The following is a 19,154-nucleotide window of genomic DNA, read 5'->3' on the forward strand; positions in this document are numbered from 1 at the left end:
CGGAGCGCTCACCGATGAGGCGATTTAGCTCGTGCTAACCTGGCGTTCGGCCGACTTTAGCTCGTGCCAAATGGTTTGCCTATAGCGACGTCGAGGAGCGTGACATGCTGCCGTCCCGTCTGCCGGAGCCCCACCTCTATCTGCCTGGCACCGGAGAGCCTTCGCTTCGCTGGGGCATCGTCGGCCCCGGCTGGATCGCCGGCGAGTTCGCGAAGGCCGTGCGCGACCACACCGCTCAACAGATCGTGGCGGTCGCCTCCCGCTCCCTCGACCGCGCGTCAGCGTTCGCCGCCACCCACGGCATCGGCCTCGCCCTGGGATCCACGGAACAGCTCGTGACCCATCCCGATGTCGACGTGGTCTACGTCGCGACCCCGCAGAGCGAGCACCTCACCGTCGGCCTGGCGGCGATCGCGGCAGGCAAGCATGTGCTGATCGAGAAGCCCTTCACTGTGAGCGCGGCCGAGGCGAGGACCCTCGCCGACGCGGCGCGGGCCGCCGGGGTGCTGGTGATGGAGGCGATGTGGAGCCGCTATCTGCCGCATACCTCGGTCATCCGCCGGCTTCTCGCCGACGGCGCGCTCGGGGAGATCCGTACCGTCCTCGCCGATCACGGACAGGCGATCACGGCGGACCCTGAGCACCGCCTCTACCGACCCGAACTCGGTGGCGGAGCGCTGCTGGACCTGGGCATCTATCCGGTGCAGTTCGCCTCGATGGTGCTCGGGGCCCCCACCCGGGTGACCGCCGTCGGCGGCATGACCAAGACGGGCGTCGACGCCCACTCGACCCTGGTACTCACCCACGAACGCGACGCGCAGTCGACGCTCCACACCTCGATCCTGGCCCGCACCCCGATGACCGCCGTGATCGCCGGAAGCGAGGCGACGCTCAGCATCGACGGCATTTTCTACGCGCCGACCTCCTTCACCCTCTCCCCGGCAGGCGATCCCTTCGGCCAGGAGCTCACCTGGAGCGACCCGACGGGCCTCAAGCTGTTCGACGGGCTCTCGTGGGAGGCCACGGCACTGGCGCGCTTCGTCGGCGAGGGCCGCACCGAGTCACCCGTCCACACGCTCGACGAGACCATCTCGATCCTCGCCACCATCGACGAGGCACGAGCCCAGATCGCCGCGTCCTGACCTGCGCACCCGGAGGAGGGACTCCATGACGGATCTCATCACCACACTGGAAGGTCAGGAGAAGGAGCTGGTCTTCGAGTCGTTCGACCACGCTGATGCCTGGCGACTGGGCTCGGGCATCACCGCGATCGCGAAGAAGGCCGGCCATGCGGTCGGCATCGACATCCGGCGGCCCGGCCTGATCCTGTTCCGCGCCGCCCTCCCGGGCATCACGCCCGATCAGGACACGTGGATCACCCGGAAAGCCGCAGTCGTGCTGCGCATGGAGGCCAGCAGCGCGCTGGTGGACGCCAGGCTGTCCGCGGCGGGGGTCGACCCCGCTGCGATCGGATGGCTGGGCGCGGACTACGCGGTCACGGGAGGCTCGTTCCCCATCCGGGTCCGGGATGTCGGTGTCGTCGCGGCCGCCACCGCCTCCGGTCTGTCCTCGCAGGAGGATCACGACCTCATCGTCGAAGGCATCCGCGCCCACCTGGCCCACGGAGACAGCGCATGAGCGAGCAGGTTCTGCCACGACGGCTGCGGAGCGGTCAGCGTGCCCGTATCCGGGTCTGGGACCGTGCGACGGGGGCCGTCCGCACCGTGTACGAGTCGCACGACCGCCTGTACGAGGCACCCAACTGGACACCCGACGGACGCCTGCTCGTCAACGGCGACGGACTTCTGTGGACCCTCCCCACCGACGGATCGGCAGCGCCCCGGGCGGTGCCGGCCCAGGGGCTGCCCGACGTCAACAACGACCACGTCCTGTCTCCCGACGGCACCACGGTGTTCGCCTCGGCGAACGACTGGCACATCTGGGAGGTGCCCCTCGTCGGCGGCGCCGCCCGCAGGATCACCGCCGAGGACGGCGGGATGCACTTCCTGCACGGCGTCAGCCCCGACGGACGCCGCCTCGGATACGTACGTCTGGAACCCGAGGGCGACAACTGGTGGGCGTCGGCCACCATCCACACCGTCGGCGTCGATGGGCGCGACGACGTCGCCGTCACCACCGATCCCGGACCGGCGGACGGCTGCGAGTGGACGCCCGACGGAGCCTGGATCCACTTCAACACCGAACAGTTCTCCCAGCAGCCCGGCCACGCCCAGCTCGCCCGCGTCAGGGCCGACGGGACCGAGCTGGAGCAGCTCACCTTCGACGAGCGCGTGAACTGGTTCCCGCACATCGCCCCGACCGGAGACGTCGCCGTCTACCTCAGCTATCCGCCCGGCACGACCGGCCACCCCGCCGACCTGCCCGTGGAGCTGCGTCTCGTGCCGGTCGACGCCTGGCAGAAACCCATCACGCTCGTCGCACTCGACGGCGGCCAGGGCACGATCAACGTGCCCAGCTGGGCCCCGGACGCGTCGGCGTTCGCGTTCGTCGACTACCCCTTCGACCCGCAGAACACCCCCGGCGGCCAGTGATCAAGAAAGGGACTCCGACCCCATGACCTCTCCGCCCCTCACGCGCCGTACGGCGATCAATCCGCTGCCCTGGATCCTGAGCGACGGCGGATACCGACTCGACCGGGCCGTCCTGGACGAAGCCATGACCGCGCTGTCCGCCATCGGCTTCACGCACTTCACCATCGAGCTGCCCCCGGAGATGAGCCCCGCCGACTACGGCACGCTCCTGGCCGACCATTCGCTCGCGGCGGCGCCTGGGTACTTCTGCGCCCCTTTCCACGAACGCGAGCGTCACCACGAGGCCGTCGAAGCGATCAAACGTCACGCACAGGCGCACCTCGAGCTCGGCGTCGACAGCGCGTTCATCGCCGCCGACCTGCTGCCCGAGCGCATGGCACGACCCGCCGTCGGTACGGGACACGACGCGGACCGGACGCTGGTCGTGGCCGAAGGCCTCGCCGCCGCGGCCGAAGCGGCCGCCGCAGAGGGCGTGCGCTACGGGCTGCACCCCCATGTCGGCTCCGCCGTCGAGATCGAGCAAGAGGTGCGTGCGGTGCTGGATTCCACCGCGGGCAGCGCGCTGTGGTTCGGCCCCGACACCGGCCATCTGCGCTGGGCCGGCGCCGTACCCGAGAAGCTCGTCGCGGACTACGCGGACCGGGTGCTGAACGTCCACCTGAAGGACGTCGACGCCGAGGCGGCGGACACCGCACGGCAGCGCCGCGAGGACTACTTGACGGCGACCGGCCACTCGAAGGTGTGGACGGAGCCCGGCCGCGGCGCGATCGACTTCGACGCCGTCCTTGCCGCGCTCCCCGGCACCTTCGACGGTTGGTACGTCATCGAGGTGGACGTGCCGAACATCGGCACCCCCGCACAGAGCAGCGCCGCATCGCTGGCGTTCCTGCGACAGCACCCCCACTTCACGGCCATGGCCGGAGGTGTCGAATGAGCCCTCGACCGGGATCGCTCCGGGTGGCGATCATCGGGACCGGCATGATCGCGGCGGCACATCTGCGCGCGGCCCGGGACGCCGGTGCCGCGGTCGTCGGCGTGCTGGGCTCCCTCCCTGAGCGGTCCCTGGAGGCCGCGGAGCGGTGGGGTGTCGCAACCGGTTACCCGAGCCTGCCCGAGCTGCTGGAGGCACGGCCGGACGTCGTGCACATCTGCACGCCCAACAACACCCACATCGCCTACGCGCACGCCGTCGTCGAGGCCGGGCTCCACATGGTCGTCGAGAAGCCGATCGCCACCAGCCTGACCGAAGCGCGCGAGCTGGCGGCCGCCGTCCACGATGCCGGAACGGTCGCGACGGTGCCGTACGTGTACCGCTATCACCCCCTGGTGCGGGAGATCCGCAGCCGTCGCGAGTCGGGCGCTCTGGGCGAGCTGCTGCTCGTGCACGGTTCCTACCTTCAGGACTGGCTCGTTTCCCCCGACGCGTCGACCTGGCGGGTCGACCCCCGGACCGGCGGCGCCTCGCGCGCCTTCGCGGACATCGGATCGCACTGGGCGGATCTGGCCGAGTTCGTCTCCGGTGAGCGGTTCACCGCCGTGACCGCCAGCACCTCCATCGCCTATCCCACGCGACCCGTCGCCTCCGGCACCTCCTTCGACGGGCACGCGCACGGAGTGCGCGTGCCCGTCGAGACCGAGGACATCGCGGTCGCGACGTTCCGCACCGAACGGGGCATGCTCGCGAACTCCGTGATCTCGCAGGTCTCCGCCGGCCGCAAGAACCGGCTGTGGCTGGAGCTCGACGGTTCGCTCGGATCGGCCGTGTTCGACCAGGAGCAGCCCGAGTCGGTCTGGTTCGGAACCGAGCGTGGTGCGACGGTCGTCCGTCGTGGCGAAGGCGAGGTCGCAGGCGACCAGGGACGACTCAACCGCGTGCCACCCGGCCACCCGCAGGGCTGGCCCGACGCGTTCGCGGCGTTCTGCGCCGACACCTACGCTGCCGTCAAGGGCGAACGGCGCACCGGACTTCCCACGGTCGACGACGGCCTGCGATCCCTTGAGATCATCGACGCACTTTTGCACAGCGCCGCCACCGGTGACTGGACCGAGATCGGTGCCGCTGACACAGCGCTCACCGACGAAACGGAGAAGTCGTGACAGAGCAGTCCCGTCACCCGGTCACCCTCTTCACCGGCCAGTGGGCCGACATGCCCTTCGAGGAGCTGGCACGCCGCGCCGCCGAGTGGGGTTACGACGGCCTGGAGATCGCCGCGAGCGGTGACCACCTGGATCTCGCCCGCGCCGACGAGGACGACGCCTACGTGCAGTCCCGGCTCGACATCCTCGACCGCCACGGGCTGAAGGTGTGGGCCATCTCCAACCACCTGACCGGCCAGGCCGTGTGCGACGACCCCATCGACTTCCGCCACCAGGCGATCCTGCGCGACCATGTATGGGGCGACGGCGACGCCGAGGGCGTACGGCAGCGCGCCGCCGAGGACATGAAGCGGGCCGCCCGCGTGGCCCGCAAGCTCGGTGTCGACGTCGTCGTCGGCTTCACCGGATCGTCGATCTGGCCCTACGTCGCCATGTTCCCGCCCGTGCCCGGCGAGGTCATCGACCGCGGCTACGAGGACTTCGCGAACCGGTGGAACCCCATCCTCGACGTCTTCGACTCCGAGGGCGTGCGCTTCGCCCACGAAGTGCACCCCAGCGAGATCGCGTACGACTACTGGACCAGCGTGCGCACCCTGGAGGCCATCGACCGCCGCGCGGCCTTCGGGTTCAACTGGGACCCCTCACACATGGCCTGGCAGGGCATCGACGTTGTGTCGTTCATCACCGACTTCTCCGACCGCATCTACCACGTGGACTGCAAGGACACCCGCATCCGCAAAGCCAGCGGCCGCCAGGGCATCCTCGGCTCCCATCTGCCGTGGGGCGACCCGCGCCGCGGCTGGGACTTCGTCTCGACCGGACACGGCGACATCCCCTGGGAGGACGCCTTCCGGGCGCTCGCGTCGATCGGCTACGACGGCCCCATCTCCATCGAATGGGAAGACGCCGGCATTGACCGCCTGCACGGCGCGGCCGAGGCCGTGCGTTACATCCGCTCCCTGCTGTGGAAGCTCCCCGAGGCGTCCTTCGACGCCGCCTTCAGCAACCAGTAGGAGGCGGGGCCCACTCGCTGCGGGTCGCGGCATCGCGGACTGCTGCGGTCGCGATCGTTGACCGGTCGGTTCACCTCCGCTCGCCCTCCCCAAAGAGCATTGCCTGGCCGTCCCAGAACGCACCCGTGCACAAGCGCGGCCAACAGGCTCTCCGAGCGCGTGCACTGCAAGTCCGTCAGCCAGGCGGGCGGACAACCGTCGGCGGCAGCACCTGGAACAGCAATCAGATCGCCTCGATCGCATCCGGGCGCCGGCCGCACCGGATCCCAGGTTCCGAGGCTGCGGCCAACCGCTTCGCCATCGACGACGGCGTCCTCCACCGGCCCTCCCCGAACGACGGCACTCCAGCTCGGGTCGCCATCGGGCAACGCGCCAGCTGCGAGAGGGTGAGTGGGCGCTGCTGCAGAGCTTGGCGACTGACCCCTGCTCCCGACTGGCCCGCTACGCCGGGCGGCTGCCCGGCATCGTCCCCTGCGACCCACGCCCGTCGAAGAGACGGACGAAGCACCGCGGGAGAGCGGCACGGCCAGGCAAGCCATCGCCATCCTCATCACGTCAAGGACCGCCACGTGTCAGGCGCCGACGCGCATCAGCAGATCGGCGTACTGGGGGGACACCAGCTGCTCCGCGTCGGCGACGGCGTCGGCCCAGCCCTCCTCCGTCACTGTGTTGGCCAGGACAACGCGCAACATCTCCAGCTCCTGCACGATGAGCCCAAAGGCGTAAGCGCGCGGCCCATGCTGCCGCAATTCCTGCCAGGCCACCGCTGCGGCTATGGATGCAGAAAACAGCCCGGCGAGGCTCCAGCTGTCCGCCAGCCCCACGGCCTGAAGCACCGCCGCGAGCAGAGAAAGAAGGGTCAGAATGGTCGTCACGACGGACCAGCGCACGAAAGCCGTGTGCGCTCGGGCTGCGGAATTCTTGTACCACGCTGATTGTTCCAGCAGTCGATCCCGCAGATAGATTTCCCGGCGGGTCTCAAAAGATTTGGATCGTACCGTGCGCATAGCCGGGGTGATTTGGGCAGTGGCAAAGGAAGTGGGGGTATAATTCTGGTCGCTCAATCCCACTCGTTTGAGTTTAAGGAGGGACGCTTCGAGCCGCTCCGCGAATAGTGCGTCAGGGTCGGTGGCGCGGGAGTGGAAAGGTCCACCGTGCACCATGTAAAGCCAGGCCATAGACTTGAGGGTCTCGGCGACGGCTCGATGGGTTTCCCCGGAGGCGCCGGCCCGCCAGCGGAATGTGCGCATGCCAATGGCGATCGCCAGGCCATAGAGCACTGCCGCAAGTGCTGCCGGAACACCACTGCCCGTCCGTCGGGAAACCTCGACCATCGCAGCGGCCAGCAGCAGGATCAGCAGGTAAGTGCGCTTTTCCCGCCAAGAATTCCCCTGTCGCACCATTGCTTGATAATCGTTGACACGATAGGTCAAGGGGAGATCGGTGTCACGCAATACGCGATCATCGATCGGAGAGAAGGCGAGGGCAGCGCGCACCCAGGGCCAAAAGTCTTGCCTGGAGTTGGCGGAGTTACCGGTCATCGTGGCTCCTCCCGGGGTCTGCGGGTGGGGGTGGTTGCTGAGCTGATTGCTCTGCCGGGTTTTGTTCGGGGGCAGGTGCTGTGTTATGTCTGGGGGTATCGGTAACTGCTCCATCGGGGGCGATAGAGGGTTGTTCCGGGGGTGGTGACCCAAACAGCTGCTGGATAATGATGGGGGCAGTCATGCCGAGAGTGACAGCAACAAAAGGGCCAGCTACTTGGCCGCCTACGCTGTACATGGCGGTTACTCCAAACGCCATGAAAAATCGCAGGAAGACCGCAGTAAGATATGGCTTGACTTGCGGTATTTCGTCCTTGACCCATGGGAAACGACCTTGTGCGCGATACAGATTCCACATCTCTGAGGCTTCGACCAGCCCGGCGCCTAACCCACCCCACAGGCATGCCTGCCACCACGTCATGGCGTAGCCCCTCCCCCGAGAAAAAGCGCGCAGCGCCATGGGCGAACCCGACCTTCGGCACGAGTGTTGCTCTCAGGGACGGTACCGGGGAGCCATACAGGGTGTTCCCGGATTGGGCGAAACCGATGCGCCCTCCACCACACAAATCACCAACCCCCCGCTCACTCGCCAGCCGAGGCGCTCAGCCGCATCGGCGCAGCCAGTGGATAGGGGCTCCGCCCGCCCGGCGGCGGGGCGCAGTGGCCACTGGGGTACGTCCCCGGATGCCGTGGTGTCGCAGGTTCATCACGGCTCTGAGGATGGACAGTTGCCTGCTGGATAGCATCTCGGCCGCCGAACAGCCTTGTACCGTACTGGGAAGCGGCGTGTGCGCGGGCTCTGGAGCAGCATGCGCTGGACGGGAGGGAGCGGGATGTCCTCGCGTTGATCCTTTCGCTGGTGGCCGTCGAGGACGGTGTCGCGGTCGAGGATGTCTCGCTGTGGTCGGTGCGCTACCGGCTCGTTGATCCCCAGCAGTTGCACGCGGCGTTGGCGCCCTCCTACCCGGCTCTCTGGACCATGTCGCCACCACGGTGGCGGACGGACGGAAGGAACTGACCTGGATCCGGATCGACGATCTCGTCGATGAGCACGGGAACTTCACCGGCCGCGCGGATCTCCGGACGCGTTCAGGCAGGAGATCGAGGCCGTCGTCCGTGGCCGCGACGTTTTCGCGGCGTGCCCTCTGCTCGAAGGCCGGATCTGGCGCCGATGGGCCGCGACGGAGGGTACGCGGCGTCGGGCAACGTCGGGCAGGACAGTGTTCGGGCACAGCGTGCAGGTCCTTGTCCACTTCCTCGACCGACTGCTCCTGCCGACCAGCGGCGCGCCGCCCCTGCATGGCCAGGTGCTGGTGACCGGCGGTGTGCACGCGGGACGCAGCGGAGGGCTGAACGCGGTCACCCGTACAACTGGTCCTCCTCGGCGTCGATGTATCCGAATTCGCGGGCCATATCCGAGGCGATAAACCGGACATGCCGAGGGGTTACTCCGGCCGCCCGTACCGAGAGGACAGCCCCTTGAAAGTGTCCGACCCTCAACAGTTGCGCTATACGGTGGACATCGCGAGCAAGGACATCGACGCGATCGAGGCCTTCCTCACCACCCGCACCGCCGAACAGCTCACCGCGCACGAGCCCGGCACCACCGAGCACCGGATGGCCGGCGCGGTCGAGTGGGGCGTCCAGGACCTCGTGGTCGATGCCCGGATCGCCCTGGAGTGGCTCGCTGACCCTGAGCAGGCCGATCTCCACGGCGAACTCGATCTGCGGCACGACCTGAGGCGCGCCTGGAATTTGCTGGTGCGGATGACGAACCCCTGGCGCCGCCACCCAGGCCACGACACGACCCGCTGGTGCCGGGTCACCTACACCGACGCCCAGTCCGAGAAGGACATGAAGCGGGCGTGGAGAGGGCGCGCGCGGCCCGTGAGACGAGGGAGGCGGCGAGCGCGTGACCGCTGTCCGTGTCGACTTCCCGCCCGTGGAGAACGGGCTCGATTACCTCAAGAGCGTGGTCGAGCTCATGGCCCAAGGCAAGGGCGGGGTGAGCCCCCGCAACCTGAAGTACGCAGTGCTCCATCTCCAGGCTGCCACCGAGGTGTTGCTGAAGTACCGGCTCTACCTTGAGCACTGGACGCTCGTCTTGCAGGACCTGGATCTGACCCGGAAGACCCCTAAGAAGAGGGTCACCCGTCAGATGTTCGACGAGGGCGACTTCGTCAGCTGCTCGCCTCAGGAGACCCTGCTACGGCTCCGCACCGTCGTTGGGCTACCCATCCCGCCCGGGGACGAGGCGGAGATCGTCTCCCTGGCCAAGTCGCGCAATGCTCTCCAGTACTATGGTCCGACCGACTCGGAAGGCACGATCGAGACCCGTACGGTCGCGGTCCTCGACTTCCTGATCCGCTTCCTGGACGAACACCTACTGCCAGAGCTACCTCCCGAGGCGCGCGAACGCTTCGAGGACGATGTGGAGCTCATTCGCTCCGGCCTCACGTACATCCGATCCTTCGTCGATCAGCGAATGGAGCGGCTGAAGGACGAGCTCGGGCCGCTGCGGGACCGGACGGTGCAGTGCCCGAACTGCCGCCAGTGGGCCCTGGTGACGGGCGGGGAACTGGCCAAGTGTCTGTTCTGCCCGTGGGCCGCGGATCCCAAGCTGTACGCATTCGACTACGTCGTCAAGTTCCTCGACGTTCCCTGGCGGATCACACCGACGGACGGCCCGTTCTCGCAGCCCGCACAGCCCCCCATCGATCCCTGTCCATGCTGCGGCGAGGAGGCGGCCGTGCCCGGCGTTGTCACCGCAGCGGCACCGGACCACCCCGTCACCTTCTGCTTCGCCTGCGGTGTACGCCCTTCCCCTTGAGGACTGGCAGGGCCAGGACGGCCAGAGACAGCCGTGGGGAGGGAGATGAGCACCGAGCTGGAGCAGGTCGACCTGGTCGAGGACGGCGACGCCTCGGCCGAGAACTTGGATCGAGCGCATGGTACGCGGCCGACCCGCACGCTTGGGCCGGGAACGGGCCGCGTGGCGGCGCGAGACCAGGTCACGGTGCCAGCGCAGCACAGTGTCCGGGCGCACCAGCAGCCGTGCCCGGCGCAGCACACCGCGTGTGAGCCGGTGCAGTAGCGCGGTCAGGAACCCCCGGTCGCTCGGGGCGAACCGCACCCGTTCCCGGCCGAGTTGGCGTTCCAGCACGGTGATCTGATGACGCAGCGCGAGGATCTCGATGTCCTTGCCGTGGTTGCTCGTCAGCAGCAGGCGCAGCAGGGCGAACACGTTCGCCACACCCAGATAGGCAAGTCGAAGCAGCACGGCAGATCATCCTGCCGGGGCACTCACCAGGCGCCCAGGGCCCCGCCCAACCGCCCGCGCTCGACACCACCCTTACACCAGCCCCGACCAGGACGGATGAGTTTTTCGGCAGGCGCAGGGGCGAACCCCTCGGCGGGCAGCAGTCAGTCCAGGTCGAGCGGGTAGCGCCGCTTTCCGCGTCGTACGTCCAGGGACCGGCGCGGCACCGGGGCTGTCAGCTGGTGCAATCGGTAGGGGGTGAGCCTGTGGCGGGCGCGCTCCTGGTGGGTGCCCTCCACACGGGCGTCGATGACGTCATGGGCGGACACCACAGCGACCGGCGGACAGCTCTCGTGCAGGGGCATACTGAGTGTATGGAGTCTCGGGTGCGGTACGCGGAGATCCGGCCCTACGCGGTTCCGGAGACGCTGGAGGAACTTGCCGGTCCGGCAGCCGGAGTGGTGGCTTTGCCGACTGCGCTGGACTGGACACCGAAGCGTGTCTACGACCTGTCGGACGACGCGGACCTGCGGATGCTCTATGAGACGGTCATCCGGGAGGCCATGCATGTGGGGGAGCTGCGGAAGTTCCTTGACCCGGTACTGCTCTCGGCCGTGTGGCAGAGGCTGTGGCTTCCGCCGCGAGTGCGGTTGATGTGGGAAGGGCGATTCCCGCAACTGGCCCGCAGGGCTGCGTAGTATCCGCCTGCATGGATCCCTTTCACGCCCGACTCGCCCGTATCGGTCTTGGAGCCGCCGCGGGATACGGCTTCGTTCTGGCCGGCGGGTACGCCGTCCAGGCGCATGGGTTCCTGGAACGGCTGTCGGATGACGTCGACCTGTTCACGGACATCGCTGACCCGGTGGCCTTCTCCGAGGCCGTCGATGCGGTGACTGCGGCCTACCGGGCGGCGGGCCTCACCGTTGAGGTGGAGAAGTCTGGTGGGGTGTTCGCCCGGTTCGCGGTTGCTGACGGACAGGGGCGCACGGCGAAGGTGGAGCTCGGGTGCGACTGGAGGTCTCACCCGCCTGCCGTGCTGGAGATCGGTCCGGTCCTGCACGCCGATGACGCCGTGGCCAACAAGGTGACCACCCTCTTCGGACGGGCCGCGCCACGGGATTACCTCGACGTGAATGCCGCGCTCGCCTCCGGACGGTACTCGGGTGGGCAACTGCTGGAGTTGGCGTTGGAGCACGATGCCGGGTTCGATCCGCGTTACTTCGCCCAAGCGCTGCGGGCGGTCGACCGTTGGCCGGACCGGGAGTACGAGGTATACGGCATCAATGGCGGCCAGGTGGAGGACATGCGCCGACGGTTGCGCGCCTGGGCTGCCGAGATCCTCGATGAACGGCTCGACGAGAAATGACCCGGTCGGTCGTGTTGACCTGAGCGTGAACTGGCGCGGCTCCTTCGCGGCTATGGCGTCGACCTGCCCTTGCCGAATACCTCATCCGCGCAGGTGGGATCGGGTGTGGGTGTTGGCCGGGGCCGATCGAGTCGCCGGTGTCGCGGGGCGCCGGTTGGCGCGGGATGATGATCGGTCGTGCTGCTGAGACTGGCGTGCCTGGGTGTGACGGACGCGTTCGCGATGCTGCGGCTGCTGCCGATGGGCGACCGGGAGAATGATGTCGAGCTCCTCGTTCTGCGCCACCGGATCGGCGTTCTGGAACGGCGGCTGAACGGGCGGCAGGTCTGGTTCCACGCGAGCGGCCGGGCGTTTTTGGCGTCGCTCCTCCATGGTCTGCCACGGGAAGTGCTGCGCTGGATGCGGCTGCTGGTGCGGCCGGACACGGTACTGCGCCGGCACCGCAACGTCATCGTCCGCCGACACGCTTCCCAGTCCTGGCCGAAGCGCGGAGGCCGGCCCCGCACCGTGTACTCGATCCGGGCGCTGGTGCTGCGCCTGGCCAGGGAAAATCCAAGTTGGGGCTATTTGGGGCTGTCGGCGCCTGCACGGTGAGCTGCTCGTACTCGGGGTGAAGGTGGCAGCATCCACGGTCTGGGAAATCTTGAAGGAGGCCGACGTCGACCCGGCGCCCGAGCGGGCCTTGAGCGCTTGGGTGGACTTCCTGCGCTCCCAGGCCGACGCCCTGCTGGCGTGCGATTTCTTCGAGGCCGCGCTCTGTCCGGGGCCCGCTTGTACGTGTTCGCCGTGATCGAGCACGCGAGCCGCCGGATCCGGACCCTGGGCGCGACCGCGCACCCGATCGCGTCCTGGGTGGTCCGGGCTGCGAAGAATCTCGTCATGGACCTCGAGGACGCCGGCTGCCGGGCTCGCTGTCTGATCAGGGATCGGGACGGGAAGTTCCCACGGCCGTTCGACGAGGTGCTCAAGGACGCGGGTATCGAGGTGGTGCTCAGCGGCGTCCGGATGCCGCGCATGAACTCGGTCATGGAGCGGTGGGTGCAGACCTGCAGGCGAGAGCTGCTGGACCGTACGTTGATCTGGAACCAGCGCCATCTCCTGCACGCCCTGCACGCCCTATGCGAGTTCGAGACGTTCTATGACGAGCATCGGCCGCACCAGGGTCTTGCGAATGCCTGCCCTCTCCACTCGCTGCCCGCTCCGGTCGAGGACCCGGACCGGATCGCCCATCTGGACATTCGACGGCGAGCGCGACTCGGCGGCACCCTCCACGAGTATCAACATGCCGCTTGACCGGCATGGAGGAGGTATTCGGCAAGCGCAACGTCCGCGTCTGCGGCGAGGCCCTGACCGCGGGCCGCCGTGCATCGCGGAAGAGACTTGAAGCCGGTGACGCGGACGCGGAAGTCGCTATTGGTCACGGGGTCGGGTTCGCGGGCGGTCTGGGTGCAGCGTTCCAGGTGGAGCTGGTTGGCGTGCCAGCCCGCCGTGGCCGCCTGGTTGGCGACGTGGGCTATGAATTTGTCCGGCCCGCAGATATGTACGAGTGCTGTCGGATCCGGTGCGCGCAGCTCTGTAGATAGCGCGGTCCGCAGGATGTCGGCCGCCTCGCCGTGGTGAAAACCTTTTCGTCCGGCCGTCGGCGGCGCGGGAACCAGTCCGGGTCTTCGGCGATGCGATGCAGCCGTAGGCCATAGGGGGGCCTCCTCTGTAAGTGCCGTCCTGTAATCGGAGGTCACTCGGGTCAGGCGGTGACGGTCAGGGGAGTAGTGGTTTCCCAGAGGAACCCGTCCGGGTCGCTGAACGGGTCGGCGTCGCTGGAGAGCACCAGCCGGTGCGATCCGGTGCCGACGGCGGGGACACCCGCGTCCTTGGCGAGGGCACGGCGCTTGTACAGAGCCAACTTGACGGGGCCCGGCCCGGTGGCGAACTCGACGTACTTGCCGCCGAAGCTCTTACCCACAGTGAGACCCTGTTCGATGTAGAACTGCTTGGTGGCCTTCACATCCTCGACGCCCAGCAGGAGCACGAGCTCGTCGAAGTCCCGGGTGACCGGGCCCGTGTCCTTCCTCGCCGATGTCGCGATCTTCCAGATCGTGCCGTCCGGGGACTGAACGACTCCGCCATAGCCCCACAGGGACTTCGAGGTGGGCTTGAGGGCGGTGGCGCCGGCGTCGAGGGCGGCGCCGACAAGCGCGTCGACGTTGCCCGGCTGGGACACCACGAGCGACAGGGTGAAACCGCGGAAGCCGGTCGTGGGGGCTTCGGAGGCACGCAGGCGCACTTGCGGCGGGACCAGGCCGAATGCGGTGGAGTAGAAGCGGGCGGCGGCTGTGGTGTCGGCCACCTCAAGGGTGACGGAGTCGATGGAGTTCATGTCCTCGACGGTAGGGCGGCCGAGTCGCCGATACTTCTCGAAAACTGCTCGGTCTGGCCCGCTGGGGCCCCGGGCCCGAGCGGCCTTCGGACCGCCGCCCCGCCCCGAGCCGTGGCCGGCGTTGAGCAGCCGGGCTGGTGCGGCGCGCTCGCGCCCCTGTCAGTTGGCGCCTTCCCCGTACCGAACAAGCACGGAGAGTTACCGCTCTGGACGCTCTGGCTGGCGTCACGCGCTTTCGGCATCGTCCGCAGTGCTATTAGGTCTTGAGCATTGCTCGACAGACTGTGAGAAACGACCTTCGATCTAGGGCATCATGCGGCCTCTGACCTGGTCTTTTTCCTTGCTTGATAAAACCCGCTGTGGGTATTGCCACATCATGGGTGGCGGAGGGCTTCGCTAGGGTCTGTCCACTGCCTACAAACGTGTGCTGCCCCGGAGGACCGACCCATGGCGTTCGGCTGGATCGACGAGCAGGCCGAGGCACGCCGGCGTGCCGGACTCGTACGGACCCTGCGGCCGCGTCCTGCCGACTCCCCGCTCCTCGACCTCGCGAGCAACGACTACCTGGGCCTGGCCCGTCACCGGGAGGTCACCGAGGGCGCGGCCCGGGCCGCGCGACGCTGGGGCGGTGGCGCCACCGGTTCACGGCTCGTCACCGGCAGCACCGAGCTGCATGCGGAACTCGAACGGGAACTGGCCGACTTCTGCGGCTTCGAGGCGGCTCTCGTCTTCTCCTCCGGTTACGCGGCCAACCTCGCCGCGGTGACCGCGCTCGCGCCGCACGGCTCCCTCGTCGTCTCCGACGCGGGCAACCACGCCTCGCTGATCGACGGCTGCCGGCTGGCCCGGGGGACGACCCAGGTCGTCGGGCACGTCGATCCGGACGCCGTCCGCAAGGCGCTCGGTACGCGTACCGGGCCCGCCGTGGCCGTGTCCGACACGGTCTTCTCGGTGGATGGGGACGCCGCTCCGCTGGGTGAACTGGCCGCTGCCTGCCGGGAGTTCGGTGCGGGGATGGTCCTCGACGACGCGCACGGACTGGGTGTGCTGGGGGACGGCGGGCGGGGGTCCGCGTACGGGGCCGGGCTCGCGGGCTCGCCGGACGTGGTCGTGACCGTCACGCTGTCCAAGTCGCTCGGAAGTCAGGGCGGTGCGGTGCTGGGCCCGGCTCCGGTGATCGAGCACCTCGTCAACGCGGCCCGTACGTTCATCTTCGACACCGGCCTCGCCCCGGCGGCGGCGGGCGCGGCCCTCGCGGCGCTCACTCTGCTGCGCCGCGAGCCCGAACGGGCCGCACGGGCGCGTGCGGTGGCGCGCGAACTGCACACCCGGCTGACGGCACAGGGCATGGCGGCGGTACGGCCGGACGCGGCCGTCGTCTCCGTGCGCGCGCCGTCCCCGGAGGGGGCCGTGCGGTGGGCGGCCGACTGCCGGGCCGCCGGAGTGGGCGTGGGCTGCTTCCGCCCGCCGTCCGTGCCCGACGGAGTGTCCCGGCTGCGGCTGACCGCCCGCGCGGACCTGTCCGAGGAGCAGATCGCACGGGCGGTGCGGGTGATCGGCGACAACAGACCGCGGATCACCGGAGAAAACCGTTGATCAGTGACACGCGGCCATGAGTCGGCGGACCACGGCCGTGCGCCGTCGGGCGATCACCGGAACGCGGTGAGGAAACCCGTCCAGCTCTCGGGGGAGAAGAGCAGGGCGGGCCCCGTCGCGTTCTTGGAGTCGCGTACGGCGAGCAGTCCGGCCCGGACACCTACGTCCGGACGGGCCGTCTCCACACAGTTGTTGGCACCGGTGCTGTAGCTGCTGCGCAGCCATTGCACACCGGGTGGTTCGATGACGGACGGTACGTTCCGAGGCAATGCGGACATGGTGCCTCCTTACACGCCGTGAGCCAGACCGGCGATGAAATCCAACGAATCCTCGGGCGAAAGGGCGTGGATCTGAAGGGTGTTGAAGGCCTCGCTGTAGGCCTGGAGGTCTTCTTTCCGTTCGAGGTAGAGGCTACTCATCATCTGGTCGAGAACAACCACATCCAGGTCAGAAGTGCTCGGAAAAGAGAAGATAACGAAAGGGCCCGTGATGCCGATGTATGCCCCTGCGGCGAACGGCAGGATCTGGAGCCTCACTTGGGGCAGACGGGCCGCCTGTACGAGCCGCTCCAGCTGACGAGTCATCACCCCCGGCCCGCCCACTTCGCGGCGCAGCACCGCCTCGTCGAGGACCGCGCTCAGTGCCAGCGGCGGATCGCAGCGCAGTACGTCCTGGCGGGCCAGCCGTACCTCGACCAGGGCGTCGAGCCGGGTCTCCTCCAGGCCGTCCACGGCGGCGCGCGTCATCGCGCGGGCGTACTCCGGGGTCTGGAGCAGCCCCGGCACCACCGAGGTCTCCAGGGTGCGCATCGTGCTGGCCTGCGACTCCAGGCTGATGAAGTCCCGGTAGGTGGGCGGCAGTACGCCACGGTAGGCGTGCCACCAGTGGTGCCGGCCCCCGTCGTCGCCGCCCGCCAGCACGAGCAGCAACTCGCGTGACTCGCCGTCAGGGACGTGGTAAGCGTCCAGAAGTAACCGGACGTCCGCCGGTTTCACCCCGCTCGCGCCGGTCTCGATCCGGCTCACCTTCGACTGGTGCCAGCCCACCAGACGGGCCGCCTCGCCGCTCGTGAGACGGGCCCTGGCACGCAGCGCGCGCAGTTCGGCACCCAGCTTTCGGCGGCGCACCGCGGGACCGTACTGCATGGGCCACTCCTTACTCCTTATGAGCCGCCCAAATACGCTCTGGGGTCGCAGAGTTCACCGCTTCGAGCGACAGATATATGCATATCTTGGTGGATCGCACCCCGTGACCGGTGTGGGAATGGCAGTCTGGCGCGAAGCACCAGTCCGGGACCGTACTCGAACCATCCGCTCCGTGTCGGCTCCGGTCCCGTGGGAAAGGGACGACGTCGCTATGGCAGATCACCTGGAAGCATCCGTCACTCTGCCGAGCGATCCCGCCTCGGTCTCCGCCGCCCGCGCCTATGTGGCCAACGTACTGGCGGAATGGGGTCTGCCGAGGGACACCGAGGCCGCCGACACCATCCGGCTGATCGTCTCCGAACTCGCTACCAACGCCGTACAGCACACCTTCGGGTTGTCACCCACCTTCACGGTGGACATCGCCCTCGACCGTGACGAACACCTGTGCATCGGGGTGACGGACAGTCACCCGCGTTTCCCCAAACGACTGCCGGCCGCCGTGCAGCAGGACAACGGCCGCGGGATGGTCATCATCCGCTGGCTGACCGCCGAGTCGGGCGGCAAGCTGCGTGTGCGGCCCACCCGTGAGGGCGGCAAGACGGTGTCGATCGAACTCCCGTGGACGGTACCGGCCAGGCCACCGGTGACGGCGGCGGGCCAGCAGGAGCCTTGACGGCTCGGCCGTAACGGCTCTTCGGGCCGACGGCCCGGCTCGTGTACAAGGGGGCGCGGGGCGCGGACACTGTGGTCGACGCGCAGGCCCCGGGCAGCGGTGGCCGGCATACGGCCGTTGTCGCTCCGACGGGTCCCGGGCCGGGACGGCGGTTCCAGGCCGCCGTCCCGCCCCGGGGAGGTCAGCTGACCCGGCCGTACCAGACGCTCTTCGTCCAGATCTTCTGGAGCTTCACGACTTCCCCGGTCTTCGGGGAGTGCCAGATCTTTCCCTTTCCGGCGTAGATGCCCACGTGGTAGACGTTCGAGCCCGAGTGGAAGAAGACCAGGTCTCCGCCCCGGCGGCTCTTGGCGGCGATGTGCTTGGTCTTGTTGTACTGGGCCGCTGCCGTACGGGGCAGGGACTTGCCCGCCTTCTTGAACGAGTACTGCGTGAGCCCGGAGCAGTCGAACCTGCTTGGCCCGGCGGCGCCGTACTTGTACGGGGCGCCCTTCTTGGAAGCCGCGATCTGAAGTGCCTTCGTCGACGGCGCGATCGCCGCGGCGTCGGTTGCGAGACCCGGAACCACCAAGCTGCCGCCCACGGCGGCGAGGGTGAGAGCCGAGGCCGTACCGGCCCTGGTCATCAGCGACGGGACACGATTGAGCGCAGACATGCGCAACCCTTCGTCAGCCGCCTGTGAAGGATGACCTGTCGGATTCGGGCTGGCGAAGTTGCCCGGCCGCTGACGCGGCTTCACCCCAAGGGCTGCTCGGCCCGGTCATGGCGTGACCGTTCCGGCGACCCGTCGTGCCTGGGTCCTCCACTCCTGCCGATGCACATCTGTCGACCGGTCATCCGGGCGGCGGCAGGACTCGGCGTCCGCCCGGATCGCCCCGCCTCTTGTGGCGGGGGCTTGTCGTCAGGAAGGGATCTTGGCTCATGTAAGTAGGAAAATCCCAATGGAATCGGGGCTTTGTGGTGTTACTCACCGCTGACCCATTCGGGTAGACACCCGCACCCTTGGACGGAGTCGTGAGGGTCGCGCACCCTCGGACCAGCACGGGGACATCTCGTTTCGGCTACGAACCACGCGCGTTGCGCAAGTTGAGCGGTCTGGACGGGGGATGGGCGACTACGCCGAACGGGGGATGCCGTCCAGTCGCTTCCCGGCCCGCACCGGACGTCCGTCGCCCGGGTGTGCGGGCCGGCCGGACACCGGGGTCCGGTGACCGGGTGCGTCAACTGGCGGGCTCACGCGGAACGGTGACACGCGCCGTGCGGCGCTCCCCGTCGAGGACGCGCAGCGCACGCGCCAGCGTGTGGGCGTGCACCTCGGCCTCGCCCCGTTGATGCATCAGTTCCAGCGCGTCCCGCAACGCCACCGCCTTGGCGACCAGCGCCTGCGCGGCCCGCAGTCCGCGGTACGTGTCCCCGTGATACGCCGGGTTGATCCGGCCGAGCAGATCGGCCACTTCGAGGTAACGGTCGATCAACTCGCCCTCCGCACGCGTCAGGGCGGGCAGCGGAGGCAGTTCGGGCGGAAGCATCGTCGG

Annotated in this window: 20 protein-coding genes, 1 pseudogene and 1 riboswitch; of the genes and pseudogenes, 13 read left to right on the forward strand and 8 right to left on the reverse strand. The window is 68.5% G+C overall.

Annotation, left to right across the window (positions count from 1 at the left end):
* Positions 1–104 precede the first annotated feature (104 nt).
* From ACH4TV_RS41090 to ACH4TV_RS41115, 6 genes are read left to right on the forward strand one after another with little or no spacing between them, the layout of a single operon-like run.
* On the forward strand, positions 105–1,142 hold the full coding sequence (locus tag ACH4TV_RS41090) for a Gfo/Idh/MocA family protein (RefSeq protein ID WP_398406476.1): 1,038 nt from the start codon (positions 105–107) through the stop codon (positions 1,140–1,142).
* 25 nt (positions 1,143–1,167) lie between these two features.
* Complete coding sequence (locus ACH4TV_RS41095; protein ID WP_398406477.1) at positions 1,168–1,638, forward strand: heme-degrading domain-containing protein; 471 nt, start codon at positions 1,168–1,170, stop codon at positions 1,636–1,638.
* On the forward strand, positions 1,635–2,552 hold the full coding sequence (locus tag ACH4TV_RS41100) for a TolB family protein (protein WP_398406478.1): 918 nt from the start codon (positions 1,635–1,637) through the stop codon (positions 2,550–2,552). Before ACH4TV_RS41095 ends, ACH4TV_RS41100 begins: the two co-directional genes overlap by 4 nt.
* Positions 2,553–2,574: 22 nt before the next feature.
* Positions 2,575–3,486 carry a sugar phosphate isomerase/epimerase family protein gene (locus ACH4TV_RS41105; protein WP_398406479.1) on the forward strand — a complete coding sequence of 304 codons (912 nt, stop codon included), beginning with the start codon at positions 2,575–2,577 and terminating at the stop codon, positions 3,484–3,486.
* Positions 3,483–4,649, forward strand: coding sequence for a Gfo/Idh/MocA family protein (locus tag ACH4TV_RS41110; RefSeq protein WP_398406480.1), 1,167 nt, complete (start codon positions 3,483–3,485; stop codon positions 4,647–4,649). The genes ACH4TV_RS41105 and ACH4TV_RS41110 overlap by 4 nt, the downstream gene beginning before the upstream one ends.
* A 50-nt stretch (positions 4,650–4,699) precedes the next feature.
* Positions 4,700–5,662, forward strand: coding sequence for a sugar phosphate isomerase/epimerase family protein (locus ACH4TV_RS41115; protein WP_398406527.1), 963 nt, complete (start codon positions 4,700–4,702; stop codon positions 5,660–5,662).
* Positions 5,663–6,234: 572 nt separating this feature from the next.
* On the opposite strand, the gene ACH4TV_RS41120 is transcribed toward ACH4TV_RS41115, so the two are convergent.
* Positions 6,235–7,203 carry a DUF4231 domain-containing protein gene (locus ACH4TV_RS41120; protein ID WP_398406481.1) on the reverse strand — a complete coding sequence of 323 codons (969 nt, stop codon included), beginning with the start codon at positions 7,201–7,203 and terminating at the stop codon, positions 6,235–6,237.
* 859 nt (positions 7,204–8,062) lie between these two features.
* Between ACH4TV_RS41120 and ACH4TV_RS41125 the strand changes: the two genes are divergently transcribed.
* The gene (locus tag ACH4TV_RS41125; protein WP_398406482.1) at positions 8,063–8,221 is read left to right on the forward strand and encodes a hypothetical protein; all 159 of its coding nucleotides are present in this window, start codon (positions 8,063–8,065) and stop codon (positions 8,219–8,221) included.
* Between the two features lie 341 nt (positions 8,222–8,562).
* Here the strand turns inward: ACH4TV_RS41125 and ACH4TV_RS41130 are convergent, their stop codons facing one another.
* Entirely contained in the window at positions 8,563–8,937 is a 375-nt protein-coding gene (locus ACH4TV_RS41130) for a hypothetical protein (RefSeq protein ID WP_398406483.1), read from the reverse strand.
* A gap of 178 nt (positions 8,938–9,115) precedes the next feature.
* Here ACH4TV_RS41130 and ACH4TV_RS41135 point away from each other — a divergent pair, with 178 nt between their 5' ends.
* Positions 9,116–10,033 (forward strand): hypothetical protein, encoded by a 918-nt coding sequence (locus tag ACH4TV_RS41135; protein WP_398406484.1) that lies wholly within the window; start codon positions 9,116–9,118, stop codon positions 10,031–10,033.
* A 593-nt stretch (positions 10,034–10,626) separates the two neighbouring features.
* Here ACH4TV_RS41135 and ACH4TV_RS41140 read toward each other — a convergent pair.
* Complete coding sequence (locus ACH4TV_RS41140) at positions 10,627–10,827, reverse strand: hypothetical protein (protein ID WP_398406485.1); 201 nt, start codon at positions 10,825–10,827, stop codon at positions 10,627–10,629.
* Between the two features lie 9 nt (positions 10,828–10,836).
* Between ACH4TV_RS41140 and ACH4TV_RS41145 the strand changes: the two genes are divergently transcribed.
* From ACH4TV_RS41145 to ACH4TV_RS41155, 3 genes and pseudogenes are all read left to right on the forward strand, one after another.
* Positions 10,837–11,160, forward strand: coding sequence for a hypothetical protein (locus tag ACH4TV_RS41145; RefSeq protein ID WP_398406486.1), 324 nt, complete (start codon positions 10,837–10,839; stop codon positions 11,158–11,160).
* Between the two features lie 11 nt (positions 11,161–11,171).
* Positions 11,172–11,828: a nucleotidyl transferase AbiEii/AbiGii toxin family protein gene (locus ACH4TV_RS41150; RefSeq protein WP_398406487.1), complete on the forward strand. Its 657-nt coding sequence runs from the start codon at positions 11,172–11,174 to the stop codon at positions 11,826–11,828.
* 177 nt (positions 11,829–12,005) lie between these two features.
* A pseudogene (locus tag ACH4TV_RS41155) lies at positions 12,006–13,121 on the forward strand (integrase core domain-containing protein).
* 451 nt (positions 13,122–13,572) lie between these two features.
* On the opposite strand, the gene ACH4TV_RS41160 reads toward ACH4TV_RS41155, so the two are convergent.
* Complete coding sequence (locus ACH4TV_RS41160) at positions 13,573–14,205, reverse strand: glyoxalase (RefSeq protein ID WP_189149814.1); 633 nt, start codon at positions 14,203–14,205, stop codon at positions 13,573–13,575.
* 447 nt (positions 14,206–14,652) lie between these two features.
* Between ACH4TV_RS41160 and ACH4TV_RS41165 the strand changes: the two genes are divergently transcribed.
* Positions 14,653–15,801 (forward strand): 8-amino-7-oxononanoate synthase, encoded by a 1,149-nt coding sequence (locus tag ACH4TV_RS41165; protein ID WP_398406488.1) that lies wholly within the window; start codon positions 14,653–14,655, stop codon positions 15,799–15,801.
* Between the two features lie 53 nt (positions 15,802–15,854).
* Here the strand turns inward: ACH4TV_RS41165 and ACH4TV_RS41170 are convergent, their stop codons facing one another.
* Both ACH4TV_RS41170 and ACH4TV_RS41175 read right to left on the reverse strand, forming a co-directional pair.
* Positions 15,855–16,079 (reverse strand): DUF397 domain-containing protein, encoded by a 225-nt coding sequence (locus ACH4TV_RS41170; protein WP_398406489.1) that lies wholly within the window; start codon positions 16,077–16,079, stop codon positions 15,855–15,857.
* A gap of 9 nt (positions 16,080–16,088) precedes the next feature.
* A complete protein-coding gene (locus tag ACH4TV_RS41175) occupies positions 16,089–16,946 on the reverse strand; it encodes a helix-turn-helix domain-containing protein (RefSeq protein ID WP_398406490.1) in 858 nt (285 codons plus the stop codon).
* A 211-nt stretch (positions 16,947–17,157) separates the two neighbouring features.
* Here ACH4TV_RS41175 and ACH4TV_RS41180 point away from each other — a divergent pair, with 211 nt between their 5' ends.
* Positions 17,158–17,619 (forward strand): ATP-binding protein, encoded by a 462-nt coding sequence (locus ACH4TV_RS41180; RefSeq protein WP_398406491.1) that lies wholly within the window; start codon positions 17,158–17,160, stop codon positions 17,617–17,619.
* A 181-nt stretch (positions 17,620–17,800) separates the two neighbouring features.
* Here ACH4TV_RS41180 and ACH4TV_RS41185 read toward each other — a convergent pair whose 3' ends face one another.
* Positions 17,801–18,274, reverse strand: coding sequence for a C40 family peptidase (locus ACH4TV_RS41185; protein ID WP_398406492.1), 474 nt, complete (start codon positions 18,272–18,274; stop codon positions 17,801–17,803).
* Positions 18,275–18,277: 3 nt separating this feature from the next.
* Positions 18,278–18,457: riboswitch (cyclic di-AMP (ydaO/yuaA leader) on the reverse strand.
* Positions 18,458–18,839: 382 nt separating this feature from the next.
* On the reverse strand, positions 18,840–19,148 hold the full coding sequence (locus ACH4TV_RS41190) for a hypothetical protein (RefSeq protein WP_006374491.1): 309 nt from the start codon (positions 19,146–19,148) through the stop codon (positions 18,840–18,842).
* Positions 19,149–19,154: the final 6 nt, after the last annotated feature.

The organism is Streptomyces sp. NPDC020898, from assembly GCF_044333925.1.
In the GTDB taxonomy this organism is placed as follows: Bacteria; Actinomycetota; Actinomycetes; order Streptomycetales; family Streptomycetaceae; genus Streptomyces.